13 protein-coding genes are annotated in these 18,077 nt (G+C 63.3%); 3 read left to right on the top strand and 10 right to left on the bottom strand.

What is annotated here, in order from left to right; translation table 11 throughout:
* Positions 1 to 692: 692 nt before the first annotated feature.
* The 8 genes from ACFRJ8_RS15680 to ACFRJ8_RS15645 form a co-directional block, all read right to left on the bottom strand.
* On the bottom strand, positions 693 to 1,706 hold the full coding sequence (locus tag ACFRJ8_RS15680) for a sugar phosphate isomerase/epimerase family protein (RefSeq protein WP_377987075.1): 1,014 nt from the start codon (positions 1,704 to 1,706) through the stop codon (positions 693 to 695).
* Between the two features lie 27 nt (positions 1,707 to 1,733).
* Positions 1,734 to 3,230: a sugar ABC transporter ATP-binding protein gene (locus ACFRJ8_RS15675; protein WP_377987074.1), complete on the bottom strand. Its 1,497-nt coding sequence runs from the start codon at positions 3,228 to 3,230 to the stop codon at positions 1,734 to 1,736.
* Positions 3,227 to 4,081: a sugar phosphate isomerase/epimerase family protein gene (locus ACFRJ8_RS15670; RefSeq protein WP_377987073.1), complete on the bottom strand. Its 855-nt coding sequence runs from the start codon at positions 4,079 to 4,081 to the stop codon at positions 3,227 to 3,229. The genes ACFRJ8_RS15675 and ACFRJ8_RS15670 overlap by 4 nt, the downstream gene beginning before the upstream one ends.
* The gene (locus ACFRJ8_RS15665) at positions 4,074 to 4,925 is read right to left on the bottom strand and encodes a TIM barrel protein (RefSeq protein ID WP_377987072.1); all 852 of its coding nucleotides are present in this window, start codon (positions 4,923 to 4,925) and stop codon (positions 4,074 to 4,076) included. Before ACFRJ8_RS15665 ends, ACFRJ8_RS15670 begins: the two co-directional genes overlap by 8 nt.
* Positions 4,926 to 5,009: 84 nt before the next feature.
* Positions 5,010 to 6,005: a sugar ABC transporter substrate-binding protein gene (locus ACFRJ8_RS15660; RefSeq protein ID WP_377987071.1), complete on the bottom strand. Its 996-nt coding sequence runs from the start codon at positions 6,003 to 6,005 to the stop codon at positions 5,010 to 5,012.
* 81 nt (positions 6,006 to 6,086) lie between these two features.
* Complete coding sequence (locus tag ACFRJ8_RS15655; protein WP_377987070.1) at positions 6,087 to 7,244, bottom strand: ABC transporter permease; 1,158 nt, start codon at positions 7,242 to 7,244, stop codon at positions 6,087 to 6,089.
* 26 nt (positions 7,245 to 7,270) lie between these two features.
* Positions 7,271 to 8,314 (bottom strand): Gfo/Idh/MocA family protein, encoded by a 1,044-nt coding sequence (locus ACFRJ8_RS15650; RefSeq protein WP_377987069.1) that lies wholly within the window; start codon positions 8,312 to 8,314, stop codon positions 7,271 to 7,273.
* The gene (locus ACFRJ8_RS15645) at positions 8,311 to 9,447 is read right to left on the bottom strand and encodes a Gfo/Idh/MocA family protein (RefSeq protein ID WP_377987068.1); all 1,137 of its coding nucleotides are present in this window, start codon (positions 9,445 to 9,447) and stop codon (positions 8,311 to 8,313) included. Before ACFRJ8_RS15645 ends, ACFRJ8_RS15650 begins: the two co-directional genes overlap by 4 nt.
* 253 nt (positions 9,448 to 9,700) lie before the next feature.
* Between ACFRJ8_RS15645 and ACFRJ8_RS15640 the strand changes: the two genes are divergently transcribed.
* The 3 genes from ACFRJ8_RS15640 to ACFRJ8_RS15630 all read left to right on the top strand — a co-directional run bounded on the left by ACFRJ8_RS15640 (position 9,701) and on the right by ACFRJ8_RS15630 (position 15,407).
* Positions 9,701 to 10,972: an ROK family protein gene (locus tag ACFRJ8_RS15640; protein WP_377987067.1), complete on the top strand. Its 1,272-nt coding sequence runs from the start codon at positions 9,701 to 9,703 to the stop codon at positions 10,970 to 10,972.
* 309 nt (positions 10,973 to 11,281) lie between these two features.
* Positions 11,282 to 12,304 carry a helix-turn-helix domain-containing protein gene (locus ACFRJ8_RS15635; RefSeq protein ID WP_377987066.1) on the top strand — a complete coding sequence of 341 codons (1,023 nt, stop codon included), beginning with the start codon at positions 11,282 to 11,284 and terminating at the stop codon, positions 12,302 to 12,304.
* A gap of 523 nt (positions 12,305 to 12,827) precedes the next feature.
* Complete coding sequence (locus ACFRJ8_RS15630) at positions 12,828 to 15,407, top strand: ATP-dependent Clp protease ATP-binding subunit (RefSeq protein ID WP_377987065.1); 2,580 nt, start codon at positions 12,828 to 12,830, stop codon at positions 15,405 to 15,407.
* 228 nt (positions 15,408 to 15,635) lie between these two features.
* Here ACFRJ8_RS15630 and ACFRJ8_RS15625 read toward each other — a convergent pair whose 3' ends face one another.
* Positions 15,636 to 16,295 carry an SDR family oxidoreductase gene (locus tag ACFRJ8_RS15625; RefSeq protein ID WP_377987064.1) on the bottom strand — a complete coding sequence of 220 codons (660 nt, stop codon included), beginning with the start codon at positions 16,293 to 16,295 and terminating at the stop codon, positions 15,636 to 15,638.
* A gap of 719 nt (positions 16,296 to 17,014) precedes the next feature.
* On the bottom strand, positions 17,015 to 17,806 hold the full coding sequence (locus ACFRJ8_RS15620; RefSeq protein ID WP_377987063.1) for a ZIP family metal transporter: 792 nt from the start codon (positions 17,804 to 17,806) through the stop codon (positions 17,015 to 17,017).
* Between the last annotated feature and the right edge of the window lie 271 nt (positions 17,807 to 18,077).

The following is an 18,077-nucleotide window of genomic DNA, read 5'->3' as shown; positions in this document are numbered from 1 at the left end:
TGCATCCATGTGCCCTGGATTCGATCTCAAGGGAAGTCGCCTGAGCCCGGGGCCTCCGGCCACTTTGGGATTCTGGTCGCAGACTGGACAGTGCCTTGGCTGCACGCCACATAGCCGAGGCGGATGACTCAGACGTTGCCCACGGTCGACGGCCGGTCTATGCCCCCTCGGTCCGTCGGCCTAGTCCGGGGCCGCGGTGCGCCGGTCCGCGATGCGGGCCGGTAAACCCAATCTCTGGCGACACGCAAACTCGCCTTGGAGCGCCCCTCCGCGTGCTCTCGGCGACTTCCTATGTCAATTCACGTACGGGCACGTACGTGAATTGACACGGCAGCGGGGAGGCGGCCGGCCGACCTGGCCGCGGCGGCGCCGATCACCGCGGGGATCGATGATGGCCCTGGTCGATATTGATGACACAAGCAAGGCTAGCTATCGATACAAGAAGCAACGCGCCGGCTACGGATACTCCGGAGTCAAAGGCCTAAACTTACTGATCGGCACCGTCACCACAAACGACACGGCGCCCGGCGGCGCAAGGGCGCGGCGACGGCCCGCGGCGCCCCCAAATTTGTGGTTTCGAAATCCACGCCCCTAACCGCGAAGACTTGTGTCCGTGCTCTGACGAAGGGACGCAGGCGAATGTACACCTGCGTGCAATAGCGCCCGGGCACCCTTCGCCGGCTGTCCCTGTCTCAGTCCGTGCTGCTGAAGGCTGCGTCGAAGGAGGTGTTCGACGCCGGGAAGTCGAACTTCTTGAGCGCGGCGAGGGCCTCGGGGGCGCCATGGAGCCGGTCCATGCCGGCGTCCTCCCACTCGACCGAGATGGGCCCGTCGTAGCCGATCGCGGCCAGGGCTCGGAAGGACGATTCCCACGGCACGTCCCCGCGACCGGCGGAGACGAAGTCCCAGCCGCGGCGCGGGTCGCCCCAGGGCAGGTGCGAGCCCATGACGGTGTTGCGGCCGGTGGGCCGAAGCTTGGTGTCCTTGCAGTCCACGTGGTAAATCCGGTCCTTGAAGTCCCAGATGAAGGAGACCGGGTCGATGCCCTGCCACATGAAGTGGGACGGGTCCCAGTTCAGGCCGAACGCCTCCCGGTGCCCGATCGCCTCAAGGGTCCGGACGGTGGTCCAGTAGTCGTAGGCGATCTCGGAGGGATGGACCTCGTGCGCGAAGCGGACCCCGCATTCGTCGAAGACATCCAGGATCGGGTTCCATCGGTCGGCGAAGTCCTGGTAGCCGGCCTCGATCACCTTTTGTGGCACCGGCGGGAACATCGCGACGTACTGCCAGATGGAGGAGCCGGTGAACCCGACGACGGTGTCGACGCCAAGGGCTTTGGCGAGCCGTGCGGTGTGCTGCATTTCCTCCGCGGCGCGGGTGCGGACGCCCTCGGGGTCCCCGTCGCCCCACACCCTGGACCCGACGATCGCCTCGTGCCGGAAGTCGATCGGGTCATCGCACACGGCCTGGCCCTTGAGGTGGTTGGAGATGGCCCAGACCTTGAGGTTGTACTTCTGAAGCACGGCCAGCTTGGACTCGACGTAGCCGGGCTCGTCCCAGCGCCACGCGTCCAGGTGGTCGCCGGAAACCGCGATTTCCAGGCCGTCGTAGCCCCAGCCGGAGGCCAGGCGCGCGACTTCCTCGAACGGCAGGTCGGCCCACTGGCCGGTGAACAGGGTGAAAGGCCGGGTCTGTTGGTCTGTCATGGTTCCTTCTCTTCCGGTGGGTACCGCCTACGCCGCGGCGTAAGCGATGACGTTTTCTTTGGTTGCTTGGGCCTTGTCCAGTGCGGCCACGACCCGACCGGCTCGCATGACCATCACCCGGTCGGAGAGCTCAAGGAGCTCGGGGAGCTCGCTGGAGATCACGAGCACAGCCACACCTTTACGGGCAAGCTGTTCGATCAGACGGTGGATCTCGGCCTTCGCACCGATGTCGATACCCTTTGTTGGCTCGTCCAGGATGAGAACCTTGGGATTGCTAGCCAGGCACCGCGCGATGATAACCTTTTGCTGGTTTCCGCCGGATAGGGACTGGATCGGGGTCTCCGCAGAGGGAGTCCTGACATCAAGTTCCTTGATGTATTTTCCAACCATTTTCTTTTCATAGCCGAGCTTCAGCACACCCCACCGACTGACCTGCTTCAGGAGTGTCAGCGTGGTGTTTTCCCGGATGGACAGCATCGGGATGATCGCCTGCAGCTTTCGCTCCTCGGGGACGAGGGCGATTCCCGCAGCGATCCCCGCTGTGGCACCGTGAAGACGCACCTTACGACCGCCCATCTCGACGGTACCTGCATCGGCCCTGTCCACTCCGTAGATGCACCGAGCGACCTCGGTACGCCCGGCGCCCACGAGTCCGGCCAACCCGACGATTTCGCCGGCATGGAGCTGCAGATCCACGTCCGCGAAAGCGCCAGCACGACTCAGGCCGCGCGCCTCCAGAACCAGATCGCCGCGTTCGCGGGGAATATGCTCATAGAGATCGACGTCCTTGCCGACCATGAGCTGCACGACGGAGCGGGCGTCGAGCTGGTCCGCCGGGAGGGAGGACGCGACGGTTTTGCCTTCGCGGATCACGGTGATCTTGTCGGCAAGGGTGAAGACTTCCTCCAGCTTGTGGGACACGTACAGGATGGCCATGCCGTTGGCACGGAGCTCGTTGACCAGTTTGTAAAGTTTCTCGACGTCGTGCTCTGTCAGGGCGGTGGTGGGTTCGTCCATGATGATGACCCTGGCGTCCTGGGCCATGGCGCGGGCGATTTCGACCATCTGCCCGTCGACCGTGGACAGGGCCATGGCTGGGGTGTCGAGGTTGAGGTGCGGGGCGACCTGTTCGAGTGCTTTCCGGGCACGTTTGCGAATATCGCGCCGGGAGAGGAATCCTTTTTTACCGCCCCAGTTGCCAAGAAGGATGTTTTCCGCCACGGAGAGGTCCGGCACGAGGTTGTGCTCCTGGTAGATGGTGGCGATACCGGCGGCCTTGGATGCCACGGTGCTGGCGTGCATGAGGTGGCCGTCGACGTAGACGCCGCCTTCGTCAGGAGTGTAAAAACCGCTCAGTGTCTTGATCAGCGTCGATTTGCCGGCGCCGTTTTCGCCGACAACGCAGTGCACCTCTCCGGCATGAAGCTCAAAGTTCATGCCGGAGAGGGCGACAACGCCCGGAAACAGTTTTACAAGATTGCGTGCTTCGACAATGGCCGGAGCACCTCCGGGCTTCTCGGTCACGGCAATTCCCTCCTCAGGAACGTGAGTCCGTCACGGGCCAGTGCGTCCATGGACGACGCTACAGGGCGCCACAGGGACACGGCTTTGGCAATTTCCTCAACAGTGGGCAGGAAAGACTCGACGACGATGGAGCCTTGGTAATCGATGGACTTCAGCGCCTCAAAGGTTTCGGACCAAGGGACGTGGCCGCTGCCGGGCGTTCCGCGGTCGTTCTCAGAAACCTGGAAATGGAAAACCTTGTCACCGGCTGAGGTGATTGCTGCACCGATGTGCTTCTCTTCGATGTTCATATGGAAGGTGTCCAGCATCAGTCCGACGTTGTCCCGGCCGACGAGCTCGCACAGTTCCAGTCCCTGTTCAACGGTGTTGACCAGGTCGGTTTCGAAACGGTTGAGAGGTTCGATGGCAAGGTTGACGCCGCGTTCGGCCGCATAGTCTGCCACTTCGCGGAGGCTGTCCGCAGCCCACTGGCGCTGCTGGCGTCGTTCCTCCGGGGGAAGCAACCGTGCTTTGCCTGTGGCGGAGTACATGGGACCAGCCACGTGCGGAGATCCGACTGCTTGGGCGATGTCGACGCACAGCTTCAGGTAGTCGATGCCCAACTGCCGCTTCTCGGGGTCCTCGTGGGAGACGTCCCGGTCCGGTCCGAAGGCCCCGCAAATGGACACTGGCAGTCCGGTGCGCTCGGAGGCTTTCTTGAGCGCGTCGGCGCTCACGACACCGGGATCTTCAATGCAGACCTCGATGAGGTCGTATCCCATCTCCTTGGCAACGTCGAACTGGTCAACGTCCTGATCGGTGAAGGGCGAGACGAGGATGAACGTGCTGACGCCGAATTCGTACTTACTCATTGGGCCACAGCTCCTCTTCCAGCTTCTTCATTTCGTTAATGGCCTTTTCGGTGTAAGGGTCCAGGAACTCCAGGTGGCCGCCGCGTGCCATCATCGCGAAGGGGTTCGACGCGGCGGGCAGGAGTTCGAAGGTCAGGTAGCCGTCGAAGTTAATGTCCTTCATCGTTTGCAGCGTCGGACGGAAGTCGATATGTCCTACACCGGGGGCTGCACGGTTTGAATCCGCGAGGTGGACGTGGTTGACCTTGCTGCCGGCACGGGAGAAGGCGCCGTGGATGGTGTCTTCCTCAATGTTCATGTGGAAGAGGTCGCCGTGGACACCACCGTTCGTCAGCCCCGTCGCGTCCAGGAGATCAACGGCACGGTCGAGGCGGTTCAGGAAGTGCGTCTCGTAGCGGTTCCACGGCTCGAGGGTGATGTTCACGCCCACGCTGGCGGCGTATTCACCGAGCGTACGGACGTTCTCCACCGCCCATTCCCATTCCTGTTCGTCGCTGGCCAACGCCTCGGTCTTGCCGACCGGCGACGGTCCGACGATGATGGTCGGGGCTCCGACGCCGGCGGCGAAGTCGGCGACAGACTTGCCGTAGTCCAGGGCCTTCTGCCGGTTGGCGGCGCTGGGATTGATCAGGTCGCGTTCCTCGCCGAACCAAATGCTGCAGATGGAGCTGACGTCGATGCCGGCGTCGTCCGTCAGTTTGTTGATTTCTTCGACGTTATGGGTTGCCGGTTCTCCGACGAGTTCGATGGCGTCGTAGCCGTAGCGGGCGACGCGGTCGATTCCCTTCGCGATTTCTTCCTGGTAGTAAACGATGGCGTTGTAGGAATACTTGAAGCGGGACACTGTTTTCTCCTTGAATCACATTACTGTTCGGGCTGGCCGGGCCGGGCAGTGGTGCCAGGCCCGGCCGTTTATGGCTTTGGGGCTCTAGTCCTTGAAGATGTTGCCCCAGAGCTTAGGGTCATCGACGTTCTCCTTAGTGATGAGCTGAGTGTCGGTCAGCTGCATCTTCGGGACCTGCTTGCCGTCAAGCAGATCAACTTGGGCTTGAAGGGCCAGTGCTCCCATCTCGAACGGGTTCTGGTCCATAGTGGCGTCCTGGACGCCCTTGCGGATCCGCTCCAGTGCCAGCGGTGTGCCGTCCACTCCGACGAGCGGGATGTGGCCAGCGGCTCCGACCGGGGCGGCCTTGTTGATCTGGGAGAGGCCGGAGACGATGCCGCGGACCATTTCGTCGTTGTGGCTAAAGAGGCCGTTGATGCTCGGATCCGAGGTGAAGTTGTCCACCGTCAGGGACAGGGCGTTGTCGGCTGTCCACTGGGCGTCGCGGGAAATGACCTTGATGTCGGGGTGCTGCTTGATGCCTTCGGTGAAGCCCTCGCCGCGGAGAATGGCGTGGTAGGCACCCTTCGCTCCCTGGTATTCGAGTACCGTTCCCTTCTTCCCCATCAGCTTGGCCAGTGCCTCGGCGCCGAGCTTTCCGGCTTTCTTGTTGTCGAAGGCCACGGCCGCGTCGGCGACGTCGCCGGGAATCACCGAGTCGACCGTGGTGACCGTCTTACCGGCGTCGTGGATCATCTGGACCCCGGGAGCCAGTTCAGCCGAGTTGTTCGGGCTCAGGACGATGCCGTCCACGCCCTTGGCGAGCTGGTCCTGGATCTGGCTGATCTGCGTGCTGGAATCACCCTTAGCGTCCAGGAGCGTCACTTCGACGTTGAGTTCCTTGGCTCTGTCCTTAATGCCCTGTCCGAGGGCGACCATGAATTCAAAGCTCTGGCTGTAGAGCAGTACCGCGATCTTCTTTGGCTTGGGTGCACCGCTGGCGTCCTGGGGCGACGAAGAGGGAGTTGCGCCGCAACCGCTGAGGGCGATGGTGGCGGCGGAGACAGCCGCAAGGATCGCCAATTTGGGTGAGGTCTTCATTGACTTACTCTTTCTGTTAGTTATTCGACGTTTCACCGGCCTGCACGCGGGTGTGCATGTCCTGCCGTCGTGAGGAGGTGGCTAGGCAGGTGTCCCGGCGGGATGGTCTTGTCCGGATTCCGTGATGGTGGGGCTCACGGTTTTCAGGTCTGCAGCGGGAAGGGGTCCGATTTTTCGTTTCCTCGAGAGGTTCCGCTTGACGTACTTGTAGCGGTAGACGTCCAGGGCGGCGGCAGCGAAGATGACCACGCCTTGGACGATCTTGTCGTAGGAGGACGGGATGCCGAGAAGGTTGACGGCGTTGGAGACCATAGCGATCAGCAGCACGCCCAGGAGCGTCCCCTTGATGTTGCCTTGGCCGCCAAAGAGGCTGGTGCCGCCGATCACGACGGCGGCGATGATGGTCAGTTCGATGCCGTCCCCGGCACGCGGGCTCCCCGAGGCCAGACGGCCGGTGAGCAGAAGGCCCGCCATTCCGGCTGAGAGGCCGGCGATGACGTAGGCGTTCATCGTCACACGGTCAACCCGGATGCCGGCCAGCAGCGCGGCTTCCTTGTTGCCGCCGACGGCATAGATGGAGCGCCCGTACGTGGTGCGCGTCAGCGCGAGGTGCGCCAGGTAGGCCAGCAACAGAACCGCCGGGATGAGCAAGGGGATGCCTGCGATCTTTGCGCTGACCATGTTGGTCAGCAGCTTCGGAACCGGGGTGATGTTTCCCCCATCGGTGTAGGCGAAGGCGATGCCGGATCCGGCCGACAAGGTGGCGAGCGTGGCGATCAGCGGGGATATGCCCAGTTTCGTGACCATCAGCCCGTTCAGGGCCCCCACTACCCCACCAACGGCCAGGCCGGTAAGGAGGCCGATTTCGGCGGGCATGTTCATTTTCACGATGACGCCCATGGACAGCACGGAGGCCAAGGCCGCGGTGGAACCTACTGAAACGTCGATGCCCCCTGTCAGGATCACGAAGGTCATGCCGATGGCGAATACGCCCAGGATGGTGCACTGGTAGAGCAGGTTCACCAGGTTCACCGGTGTCAGAAACACCGGGCTGAGAAAGGTCAGCAGTACACCGAAGAGCAGGACAACGACGAGCAAACCCTGCGCGCCGATGAAGCTGCCGACGCCGGAAAGCTTTGATCGGGTCTCGTCCCCGGACTTGCTGGGGCCAGCCTTCCTGTTAACCGTGCCGGCTGCGCCGGTGGTTGATTGTGGCTGCATGGTTGTTTCTCCAGTCATTTCGACACTTCCTCGGGTCGGAAGTGCTAGTTGCTGCCGAAGAGTTCGGCGTTGGTCTTCAAAGGGATGGGTGCCCCGTCCTGGCGGGCGGAGTCGGCGGTGGCCATGACCAGCTGCAGGCTCTGGATGTTGTCCGTGACGTCCGTTTCAGCCTTCTGGCCGGTCTCGATGGCTTGGCGGAACGCAGCCAGTGTTCCCAGGCGTTCCTCGACCGGCAACGGATCCAGGTCGACGTGCATGACGCCGGAGCGTTCCACCGCACCGGCTAGGAACACCGTGTCAAACAGCGACGCGAAGTCGATCGTGACCTCGTTGTTCTTCCAGGTGATGGCGCCTTTGCTGCCCTGGATTTCCCAGTCACCGTCCCAGCTGGTCTGCGGGCCGTAGGAGCTCCATGAGCCGGTATAAATGACCCTCGCACCGTTGTCACAGTCGAACTGCACGACGGCGGAGGAGTTGCCCTTGAACCGGGAGGTTGCCGTGTTCCATGACCGTGCACGGACCGCGGTTGGTTCTACGCCGACGATCCCGCGAAGCTGGTCCAGGTGGTGGATCATCGCATCGACGATGAGGGGCTCATCCATTTCGAGCCGGAATCCTTCGAACGGCGGGTTCTTCTTGTAGTCGATGAACACCTGCTCCAGATCACCGATGACCCCTTCGCTGATGAGGCGCTGAACGGTCCGTGCCGCGCGCTTGAAGCGGTAGTTCTGGGACACCATCGCCTGCTTGCCGGATTTCTCGGCGGCGGTGATGATGCGGATACCGTCCTCGAGGGTGTGGGCCAGAGGCTTCTCGATCAGCACATGCACACCGGCTTCGAGGGCAGGGACGGCCACAGCGGCGTGGTATTCGGGTGGAACGATGACCAGGACAGCGTCGAAGGATTCCTTGTGGTTGAGGGCTTCCTGGATATTTGCGTAAGCGGGGATTCCGTATTGTTCACCTGCTGCCCGCGCAGCGTCTGCATTGACGTCCACGACACCGGACAGTTCCCATGTCTTGCTCTGGTGAATTACGTTGAGCCATGACGTGCCCCATGCGCCGAGGCCTACCTGGATGATTTTCATTGCTGGACTCCTTCTAGTTGTTTCACGCCTGGGACGTCGATCCACTGACCGCTGTTGCTCGATTCGATAATGCTCTCGGTAAGAATGGCTGCCCTGAGTCCGTCGCGGAATGTGGGCAGGCCCTCGCGGATATCTCCGCTGATTGCCGCGTAAGTATCGGCGACGAATGCGTTGAACGCATCCTGGTAACCCTGCGGATGGCCCGCCGGCACAACAGACAACCGTGCCGCATCTGGCGACAAGGCAGCCGGGTCGCGGACAAGAAGCTGGGATCCGGTCCGTTTGCCCAGCCACAGCGTTTCGGGTGCTTCCTGGTCGAACTGGAGTGTGCTTTCAGAACCGGAAATCTCGATCATCAGGCGGTTCTTCCGACCGGGCGCAACCTGACTGACCAGAAGATTTCCCACGGCTCCGTTCTCAGTTGCGAAAACAGCCGAAACGAGGTCCTCGGTCTGGACGTTTTTGTGGTTTGCCCTGCCCGTGAAAAGAGTGCGGCTCAGTGCGCCGACGCGTGAAATCCGGTCCCCGGTCACGAATTCGATCAAGTCACACAGGTGGGATCCGATGTCGGCAAATGCCCTGGAAGGCCCGCCGATTCCGGCGTCAACCCGCCAGTTATCGTCGTCCCGGGACAACAGCCAGTCCTGAAGATAGGAACCCTGGATCGTTGAAATCCTTCCGGTCTGCCCTGACGCGATGCGCTCCCGGGCCTCCCGGACCATTGGATGGAACCGGTAGACGAAGGGAACGGTCCCGACCGTCCCGGCCGTAGAGGCCAGCTCCACCAGATGGGTGGCATCCAGCACGTTGGTAGCCAGAGGCTTCTCACAGACAACGTGCTTGCCTGCCTTCAGCGCTGCCTCGGCCAGTGCGACGTGGGTAGCGTTCGGGGTGCAGACGTGGATGACGTCGATCTTGTCGTCCTGGACCAGGTCCTGAACGGAGGCGTAAGCCCGGTCGACGCCCAGGCGGTCTTTGGCGCGGGCGGCACTGGCAGGGTTCGAGGACGCGATACCGGCGATTTCCACCCCTGCGGCACGGGCGGCTCTGCTATGCACCTCAGCCATGAACCCGGCACCGACGAACCCGGCCCGTAACCGGGAGGGGGCTGTCGTGGTTCTGTCGTTTTCCATGCCGAAACAGTGACACGCCCCACGTGGCTTTGGTCAGACAGCCAGCAAAAGTCTGCACCTTTTGACGCTGTTGGCGATTGAATGCACACCGAAGTTGCACTTTTTGATGCTATGGGCATCGACGAGTGGACGGGAACGAGTGGGCACCTTGACACTGAGTGGAGATGAGGTCCCCCTCGGGGTCCTGTGAGCGCGAGGTGTCAAGACCTCATGCTCCCCATTCACCTCTTTTGAGCCCCCGAAACGGAGAGACATGGACAACGGTGCCGGCGAACTTTTGCGTATCCTGCGGGACGGACGCCCGCGAACCAGGGCCGACCTGGCCGGGATAACGGGCTTGGGGCGAGCTGCCATCAGTACTCGCCTCGAAGCACTCCTGGAACTTGGGCTAGTTGTACCCGTGTCGGATGCGGCTTCCACTGGAGGCCGACCCTCGGCGCGACTAGCCTTCAACCCCGGTGCAAGGCTGGCCGCTGCGGCCGACGTCGGCGCCACACACGCGACCGTGGCTCTCACGGACCTGTCGGGAAGAATTCTCGTGGAAACCACTGAACGACTTGAGATTTCGTGCGGACCGGAAGCTGTTCTGGGCTGGTTAGCGATGACGCTGCAGGGTCATTTGGAGACGGTCAAGCGTCCGGCAACGGACATCGTCGCTGTTGGCATCGGGCTGCCCGGTCCCGTTGAACACTCCACCGGAAAACCGACCAGCCCCCCAATCATGCCCGGCTGGGACGGCTTTAACGTACCGGCGTACGTACAGCAGACGTTCGACGTTCCGGTGCTGGTGGACAACGATGTCAACATCATGGCCCTTGGGGAACGGGCAACATGCTGGCCTGGCGAGGACAACATGATTTTCCTCAAGGTCGCGACAGGCATCGGCTCCGGCATTATCAGCGGCGGCACGCTACAGCGCGGCGCGGACGGCGCGGCCGGCGACGTCGGTCATATAGCCGTTTCGCGTGGGGCGGGAGTCCAGTGCCGCTGCGGGAATACCGCATGCCTTGAAGCGATCGCGGGAGCCCCCGCACTAGCAGCCAGCCTTCGCGAAAAAGGGTTGCAGGCAACTACCGGCTCGGACGTCATATCCCTGGTCCGATCCGGCAACCTGGCCGCCATTCAAGCCGTCCGGCAGGCCGGACGCGACATCGGCGAGATGCTCAACATGTGTGTGAGCATCATCAACCCCTCACTCATCGTCGTCGGCGGTTCGCTGGCGCAGTCGGGGGAACATCTCATCGCCGGAATCCGTGAAACCGTCTACACAAGGTCCACCCCCCTGGCCACGCAGCACCTCAATGTCACCCAGTCCAAGACGGGCGCTGAAGCAGGAGTTGTCGGGGCCGGCATCATGGCAATCGAGCATGCTCTCGCCCCTCAACGAGTCCACGATTTCGCGACCAGGCAGCCTCCCGGCGGACACCGAAATACCGACAGTCTGGATAGCGTGGAACACATCGCCCAGACATCCAAGCCGCTCCGTGACGCCGCGGCCGAACAAATGCACCCCGCATTACCTTGACCACGTCTCCCAACGAAATTGTCGAAGACAGGCACGCCAGGGTGTGGGGACGCGAATAGCGTCGTTCCTCCCAGTCTGTGCCTATCCAACGGCAGACTCGCCCAGGCCAAGACGGTGGCCCATACCGGTTGTGTGGGGCGCCGGCACTAAACGCATCGACACACGAATCGAAAACGTACACAGGTAAGATTGACCTAATAGCTGAGGTCCTTTCTGGTCAGCCCTACGAACTACCGCAACCGCTTCCACAGAAGTCGGAGCCACCCCCAGGACGGCCAGAAAGGTTCAGCTGGCGAAAAGGAGGATGGCATGCCTCAATCTGCTTCCGAGAACAGCGGTCATCTGCGACGCTATGCAGTGCCGGAGGGGCTTACTCCCGAACAAAGGTTTGAACATTGGCGAACCTGGTACGGCAGTGCTGTCGAAGCTCCGATGCGGTTGGAAAGGTCGGCACATGCTGCTCCCGTGCCTTTCACTCCTTCGGCCATTAGTCTTGCCGGCCCAGGTTTTAGCCTCATAGAAATCTACAATGCCCCCGCATCGGGCTCGTGGGCGCCGAATCCCGACACCAGGGATCTGCGCCTGGCCTACTTCCGGAAAGCGCCGGCCCTAACCCTGACTCTCAACGGCGTGCCTGAGCCAGTAGCAGCGGGCTCCGTCAGGTTCATCGATACCTCTCTGAGCGGCAGTTTCGATGCCCCCGAGGGCTTTCACGCCTTGCAGATCAACATCGACCGCAGCAGCCTAGATGTGAGCGAGGCCGGACTAGGCTCCCTGCTTCGCCTGCCTGACCTCGCAAAGCATCCGATCGTGGGCACTTTCGTGATTCCTGCGCTGTTGAGTTGGAAGCGGCCCGGCATCGACCGGGAGGCATCGGGAACCGCAGACATCCTCCGATCCGTGATGGCAACACTGGTGGGCTCCTTGCTTGAAACGCCGGTCGCCGATGAGGCGCAGAAACCGGCCCTAAGTCGGGCGGTAAAGAAATACCTTGATGCCAGCTATGGCAACCCCAATCTGGACGTGGCAATGGTCGCCGAAAGGTTCAATCTCTCCCGTCGCTCTCTGTTCTATTTTTTCGAAAATGAAGAGCTCCACTTGGGTGAGCGTATACGCGCCTTGAGAACACGCAGAGCCCTGGAGCTCCTCCTTCAGGCCGACGCGCAAGGGGTAACCTACTCAGAAATTGCGGCATCGTCCGGATTCACCAACGCGCAAAGCATGCGCCGCGCGGTGAAGGAGTTTACCGGGATGAATGTGAGGGAGATACACCGATCCGAGACCGTCGTTCGTGTTGCGCTGCAACAGCTGCGGGAGTCGCTGATCCCCTAGCGCGTGACCGAGGGAATTGTGCTTTCCTGCTATTGGACGCGCCGCCCGCCAGACGCCTTGTCCTGTCGAACATGGGGGTCAGCGACTCGGCATGCTACTCAAAGCTGCGAACCTTCGGCAACTTGGGGGCCTTATGGCTCCCACAAGCCACAGCGCGCGCGGATGGGTGCTGTCGTTGCAGCGGCCCAGCCCGACCCGTGTTCCGGTCAGTTGCTCCAGACCACGCTAGATCTTGTGGGGCGGAGCTAGCCCTTTGTGCAGGATCAGGACCCAGGCGGAGATGGCCCAGTAGTCATGTTCCCGAACAAGCCGCCGAGGGGGCCGGTCAGCAGGGCCGCCGTTCCCCACCGGGACGATGACCAGAAGTGATCTCGCTCGGGGTTGCGCCCTTAGCCTGAGCAGCGCCCAGGCACCGGGGGCGCCCCCGATTCCCCCGGGTCCGCACCCTGCCCACTGCCGCCCGGGAATAAATCCGTTTTTCCAACGTTGAGTCAAGTACACTCAACTCTCTTACGGAGGTTTCATGGCTGAATTTTTTGGGCCGGCGGAGTCCGGCCACGGCTCGTTCGACGAATTCCTTGCCCGTTACCTGCAGGGCCAGCGCGCGGCCGGCCCCGGGCACCCGATGGACATCACCCGGCTGCTGAGCCGGCGCACCCATGACGTGCTCGCGGGTGCCGCACAGTTCGCGGCGAAGCACGGTCATATCCATGTGGACGCGCTGCACATCCTGCGTGTCATGGTCGAGAGGGAACCGGCCGCCGACTACATCCGCCACGCAGGCGCGGAACCTGCTGCCATCGCCACGGCGGCCGAGGAGCGTCTCCCGGAGCAGGCAACCGCCAGGGCGGAAACGACGCCGGCCCTGACGCCGTCGGCCCAGCGAGCCCTACTCGACGCCTACCAGGTTGCCCGGGCATTCGGCTCAACCTACATCGATCCCGAACACGTGTTCTTCGCGCTCGTCGTCAACCAGGAGGCCCCGGCTGGGCAGGTGCTCGCCGCGGCCGGGGTGACGCCGGAGTCCCTGCAGTCCGGTCCGCGCGAGCAGTCCGCTCGGCGTGGGGCCACGCCGACCGGCGCGGAGCCCGGACTGTCGCAGGCAGCTGCCGCCGGGTCTGACACCCCGACCCTGGACACCTACGGCAGCGACCTCACGGCACATGCGCGCGAAGGCAGCCTGGACCCGGTGATCGGCCGGAGCGCCGAGATCGAGCAGACCATCGAGATCCTGGCCCGGCGCACCAAGAACAACCCTGTCCTAGTCGGGGAAGCCGGCGTGGGCAAGACCGCGATCATCGAAGGGCTCGCCCAGGCGATCATCGCAGGCGCCGTGCCTGAACAGCTCCGCGGCAAGCGCATCATTGCCCTGGATCTCCCGGCCATGTTGGCCGGAACGCGGTACCGCGGTGACTTCGAGGAGCGCCTGACCAAGGCGATGGACGAGGTCGGTTCACGCGCCGGAGAAATCATCCTGTTTATCGACGAACTCCACACGGTCGTCGGAGCCGGCGGCGCGGGGGAAGGCATGGACGCAGGAAACATCCTGAAGCCGCGCCTGGCCCGTGGTGAACTTCATCTCGTCGGCGCCACCACCCTGAACGAATACCGAAAGGTGGAGAAGGACGCGGCACTGGAACGCCGCTTCCAGCCCGTACAGGTCGGCGAGCCGAGCATCGAGGACGCCGTGCAGATCCTCGACGGCCTGCGCGGACGGTACGAGGAACACCACGGCGTCCGCTACACCGACGAGGCGATCCGCGCCGCCGTCGAACTCTCCGCACGCTACGTGACGGACCGTTTCCTGCCCGACAAGGCCATCGACCTCATCGACCAGGCAGGTGCGCGGCTGAGCATCAAACTCGGCTCACAGACCGATGTGGCTGTTCTTCGCGAACAGCTCGCAATCCTGGAAAAGTCCAAGAACGACGCCGCCACCACGGAACGCTATGAAGAGGCCTCGCGGCTGCGGGATGAGATCGAAGCAGTAAACGGGAAGCTCTCCGCTGCGATTTCCAGTGCACCTGAGGCTTCCGAAGGCGCCGAGGCCGTCATCAGCGAAGCGGATATCGCAGGGATCATCTCCCGGTCCACCGGAATCCCAACCAGCCGGCTCACAGAAGACGACCGGGAACGCCTGGCCAGGCTCGAGGAGGAACTGCATCAGAGGATCGTCGGGCAGGACGACGCCGTGACGCTGATCGCGAAGGCGGTCCGGCGTAGCCGCACCGGCATGGGGGACGCGGACAGGCCTGTCGGCAGCTTCCTGTTCCTCGGCCCGACGGGTGTGGGCAAGACCGAACTCGCCAAGGCGCTGGCCGGGTCGTTGTTCGGGGATGAAAATGCAATGGTGCGCTTCGACATGAGCGAGTTCGGCGAACGGCACACCGTAAGCCGGCTGGTCGGAGCCCCTCCGGGCTATGTCGGCTATGGCGAAGCCGGGCAGTTGACCGAACGCGTCCGTCGTAGCCCCTACTCCGTGGTGTTGCTCGACGAAGTGGAGAAGGCCCACCCGGATGTGTTCAACCTGCTGCTCCAGGTGCTCGACGACGGGCGGCTGACCGACGGACAGGGCCGCATGGTGGACTTCCGCAACACCGTGATCATCATGACCTCCAACCTCGGCTCGGAGTTCCTGGCCAGCAAGGGCGGCGCGATGGGCTTTGTATCCAAGGCCGACGAGGGCAACGGCTTCGGCTCGGAGAAGGCGCTGCGGGACCGGGTGCTGGGCCGGCTGCGCGAGACGATGCGGCCGGAGTTCCTCAACCGGATCGACGAGATCGTCCTGTTCCGCAAGCTGGACCAGGCGCAGCTGCGCCGGATCGTTCGGCTGATGCTGAACCAGACCGAAGCCCGCCTGCAGTCCCAGGGCATCACTCTCGAGGTCAGCGAAACGGCTGTCGACTGGATCGCCGAACGCGGCTACGAGCCCGAATACGGAGCCCGGCCGATGCGCCGCGTGATCCAGCGCGAGCTGGACGACCGGATCGCGGATCTGTTCGTGGCGTCCGACCTTCAGTCTGGCGGCCAGGTGGCCGTCTCGGTCGACGGGCAGTCGATCGTCGTCGAGGCCCGCCATGAGGCGATGCCGCTGGCGGCGTAAGCCACCTCCGGATCCCCAGCGGGCGGATCCGGTACACGGCCGGGTACACAGGCCCACCCTGTGTGCCCGGCCAAAGCCGTCGGGTGTCGCCGAGGAGCTCGCCGGCTATGACCGGGCGGAGACATTTACGTGTTGCGGCGAGCCGGGAAGAATTGCCTCGCACGGTCCTTTTCTTCCGCGCCCCCGCTGAGTGCCAGCTGCTCCTTGCGCCCACTTTCCCCGAGCGGGCTAGCCCACCGCCTCCAGGGCCGCAGCGATGGGCTGGCTGCCGTCGCGGAACCCGATAGTCCGGCCGATTGCGGCGGGCAGCTCCAGGACTGCCGCAGCGACGAGGGCGACGTTGGCGCGGGCGGTTTTGGCAGCCTGCCAGGGCTCGTTGACGTGGACGTCTATCAGACCGCTGCCCGGCTTGTCCGTGAGCGCGCCGGGGCCGAGGATGGTCCAGTCCAGGCTGGTGCCGCGCAGGTAGGAGTCAGCGGCGGCCTTGGCCTCCGCGTAGTGGAAGAAGGGATTGTCCCGGGGCACTCCGTGGTCCGGTCCGGCTCCAAGATAGGACACCATGACGTAGCGGCCGACGCCAGACTGGGCAGCAGCGTCCATCGAGCGGATCGCGGCGTCACGGTCCACGGCGTAGGTCCTCCCGGGGTTTCCGCCGCCGGCACCGGCCGACCATACGACGGCGTCGTGACCCGAGAGCGCCTCGGCGATTTCCGCCGTCGTCGCATTCTCCACGTCCAGGACGACTGGGGTGGCGCCGGTTGCCGCGACGTCGGACGCGTGTTCGGGGTTCCGGAAGATGGCGGTGACCTCCTGCCCGTCCGTAGCCAGGACTTTAGAGAGTTCCCTAGCCACTTTTCCATGGCCGCCGATGATTGCGATTCGGGTCATAGACCCATTCTGTCCCACGTCCCGACATCCCGGCACCCTTTGCGCTATCAGAGGTGTCGCCCACCTGCCGAGGGTGCTCCGCGCCCAGTTGCACGAAGGTCGGGGTCGTGCACCCGGTCCCGACCCGGTGGCTGGAGTAGAGGAGCTTGCCGTCGAACCAGACCTGCGTGTTGGAGGCGGCACCGTTGGCAGGTCCCCGGACAGGTCGAGGGCTTTCTGCAGCCCCCCCGAGGGGCCCATAAGAGGTGGTTTATACACACATTCGGCGGCCTACAAGCCACTGAACAGGGAAAACACGTGCCCGAGGTGGGACTCGAACTGCATTCTCTCCCCCGCAAACACTGGACTCCCCCGGCAACATACGGACTCCGGCCCGATCCGGCCCACATACGACCCGATCAGATGCCCAAAGTGTGGACAATGTAGACCCCCCAAAATTAGCCAGTTCAAGGCAGTGCAGCCACCAGCAGCACGTGCGTCGCAGAGCGGAGGCTCTTCTGGTTTCTGAGCCAGAAGACTCCCGGAACGGAATTCTGGTCAGCCGTGGCATCAGGCGCCCTCTACGGCGGCGAACGGAATCCGTTATCGGCGTTTGAAAAACCCCGATAACGCGGGGTGAAGCGACCATCAGCGTCAGATCCGTTTCGGCGACCGGGAAAGTGGGAAGGATCACGTCGCCTCTGTAGTCGAGCCTGCCCCCACGAAACGTACCAAGGTCCTCAGGCCAGGGACAACACAAATGAGAGCACGAAACCGGCCGCGGTGCTCAAGGCCACTGCCGGTCCTCCATGCTCGAAAGCCTCCGGCACGAGAGTGTCAGCCAACGCGGCGATCACCGCTCCGGCCGCGAACGCAAGGGGCAACGAGATCGTCTCGGGATTGCTGCCGGAGAGTGGGCCGGCACCGATCACCACTGCGATGACCAGCACCACCGAACACAGCCCCCACAGCCTGATGATGGCGGAAGTGGACATGCCTTGGCTGCGCATTGACGCTGATCCGACGAGGGCCTCGGGCAGGTTGGAGACGAAGATCGCGGCCAGCAGCGCCAGGCCGCCGGTACCCTCGCCCAGCGAGACACCGAGCGCGAGGTTCTCCGGCACCCCATCAAGTGTGGCGGCGGCCAGCAGCGCCAGACCCGCCGCGCCCCGGGTGGAAGCCGCCGACGGCGCCCGCCCCGTGGCAGCGGCGTCGGTGTCGAGCTTGGGACTGCCCCGGTATTCATCCGCGGGAATCGGGCGCGAACCTGCTTGGGCCCAGCGGTCGAGCAGCGCGCTCAAGACCGTGAACACCACGGCACCGATGAACAGACCGGTCGCTGCGAGCCAGATTCCGCCGCGTTCGTAGGCATCCTGAAATAACTCGAACGTCAGTGCGGTGATCAGGGCGCCCGCCGCGAACGACAGGATCATAGCCAGGACGCGCTTAGGCAACTCGAAACGCACACCCACGAAGGCCCCCAGCAGCAAGGCACTGGAAGTCACGACACCGAAGAGCAGCGCCACACCCACATCGACAGTATGTATGGCAGGCGGAAGTGAAGACAACAGCTACACAATCTGCGGAGATCGGACGTTGTCGTGTACTTGGGGAAGGACATCACTTTCGGTTGCGTTGCCGGGACTTCTCTCCAGCATCGCGGCATCCCTCCACCAAACCGGCCGCGGCGTGGCCCAGGCCATCAAATGGCATTTTGGTGGCTTCGTATTCAACCCTGTCGAGTTCGATGAACAACTCCATAGCTGACCGATGGAGCCTAGGACTGGGAGTCTGTCACTACCG

The organism is Arthrobacter sp. NPDC056886, assembly GCF_042788715.1.
In the GTDB taxonomy this organism is placed as follows: domain Bacteria; phylum Actinomycetota; class Actinomycetes; order Actinomycetales; family Micrococcaceae; genus Arthrobacter.
Note: the sequence above shows the minus strand (reverse complement) of the source record. Positions and strands in the feature narration are given on the sequence as shown.

Excerpts from the sequence above, each read along its gene's own strand:
- ACFRJ8_RS15660 (WP_377987071.1), bottom strand. The coding sequence starts at position 6,005 with ATGAAGACCTCACCCAAATTGGCGATCCTTGCGGCTGTCTCCGCCGCC.
- ACFRJ8_RS15625 (WP_377987064.1), bottom strand. The coding sequence starts at position 16,295 with ATGACCCGAATCGCAATCATCGGCGGCCATGGAAAAGTGGCTAGGGAA.
- ACFRJ8_RS15655 (WP_377987070.1), bottom strand. The coding sequence starts at position 7,244 with ATGACTGGAGAAACAACCATGCAGCCACAATCAACCACCGGCGCAGCC.
- ACFRJ8_RS15640 (WP_377987067.1), top strand. The coding sequence starts at position 9,701 with ATGGACAACGGTGCCGGCGAACTTTTGCGTATCCTGCGGGACGGACGC.
- ACFRJ8_RS15645 (WP_377987068.1), bottom strand. The coding sequence starts at position 9,447 with ATGGAAAACGACAGAACCACGACAGCCCCCTCCCGGTTACGGGCCGGG.
- ACFRJ8_RS15630 (WP_377987065.1), top strand. The coding sequence starts at position 12,828 with ATGGCTGAATTTTTTGGGCCGGCGGAGTCCGGCCACGGCTCGTTCGAC.
- ACFRJ8_RS15670 (WP_377987073.1), bottom strand. The coding sequence starts at position 4,081 with ATGAGTAAGTACGAATTCGGCGTCAGCACGTTCATCCTCGTCTCGCCC.
- ACFRJ8_RS15680 (WP_377987075.1), bottom strand. The coding sequence starts at position 1,706 with ATGACAGACCAACAGACCCGGCCTTTCACCCTGTTCACCGGCCAGTGG.
- ACFRJ8_RS15650 (WP_377987069.1), bottom strand. The coding sequence starts at position 8,314 with ATGAAAATCATCCAGGTAGGCCTCGGCGCATGGGGCACGTCATGGCTC.
- ACFRJ8_RS15635 (WP_377987066.1), top strand. The coding sequence starts at position 11,282 with ATGCCTCAATCTGCTTCCGAGAACAGCGGTCATCTGCGACGCTATGCA.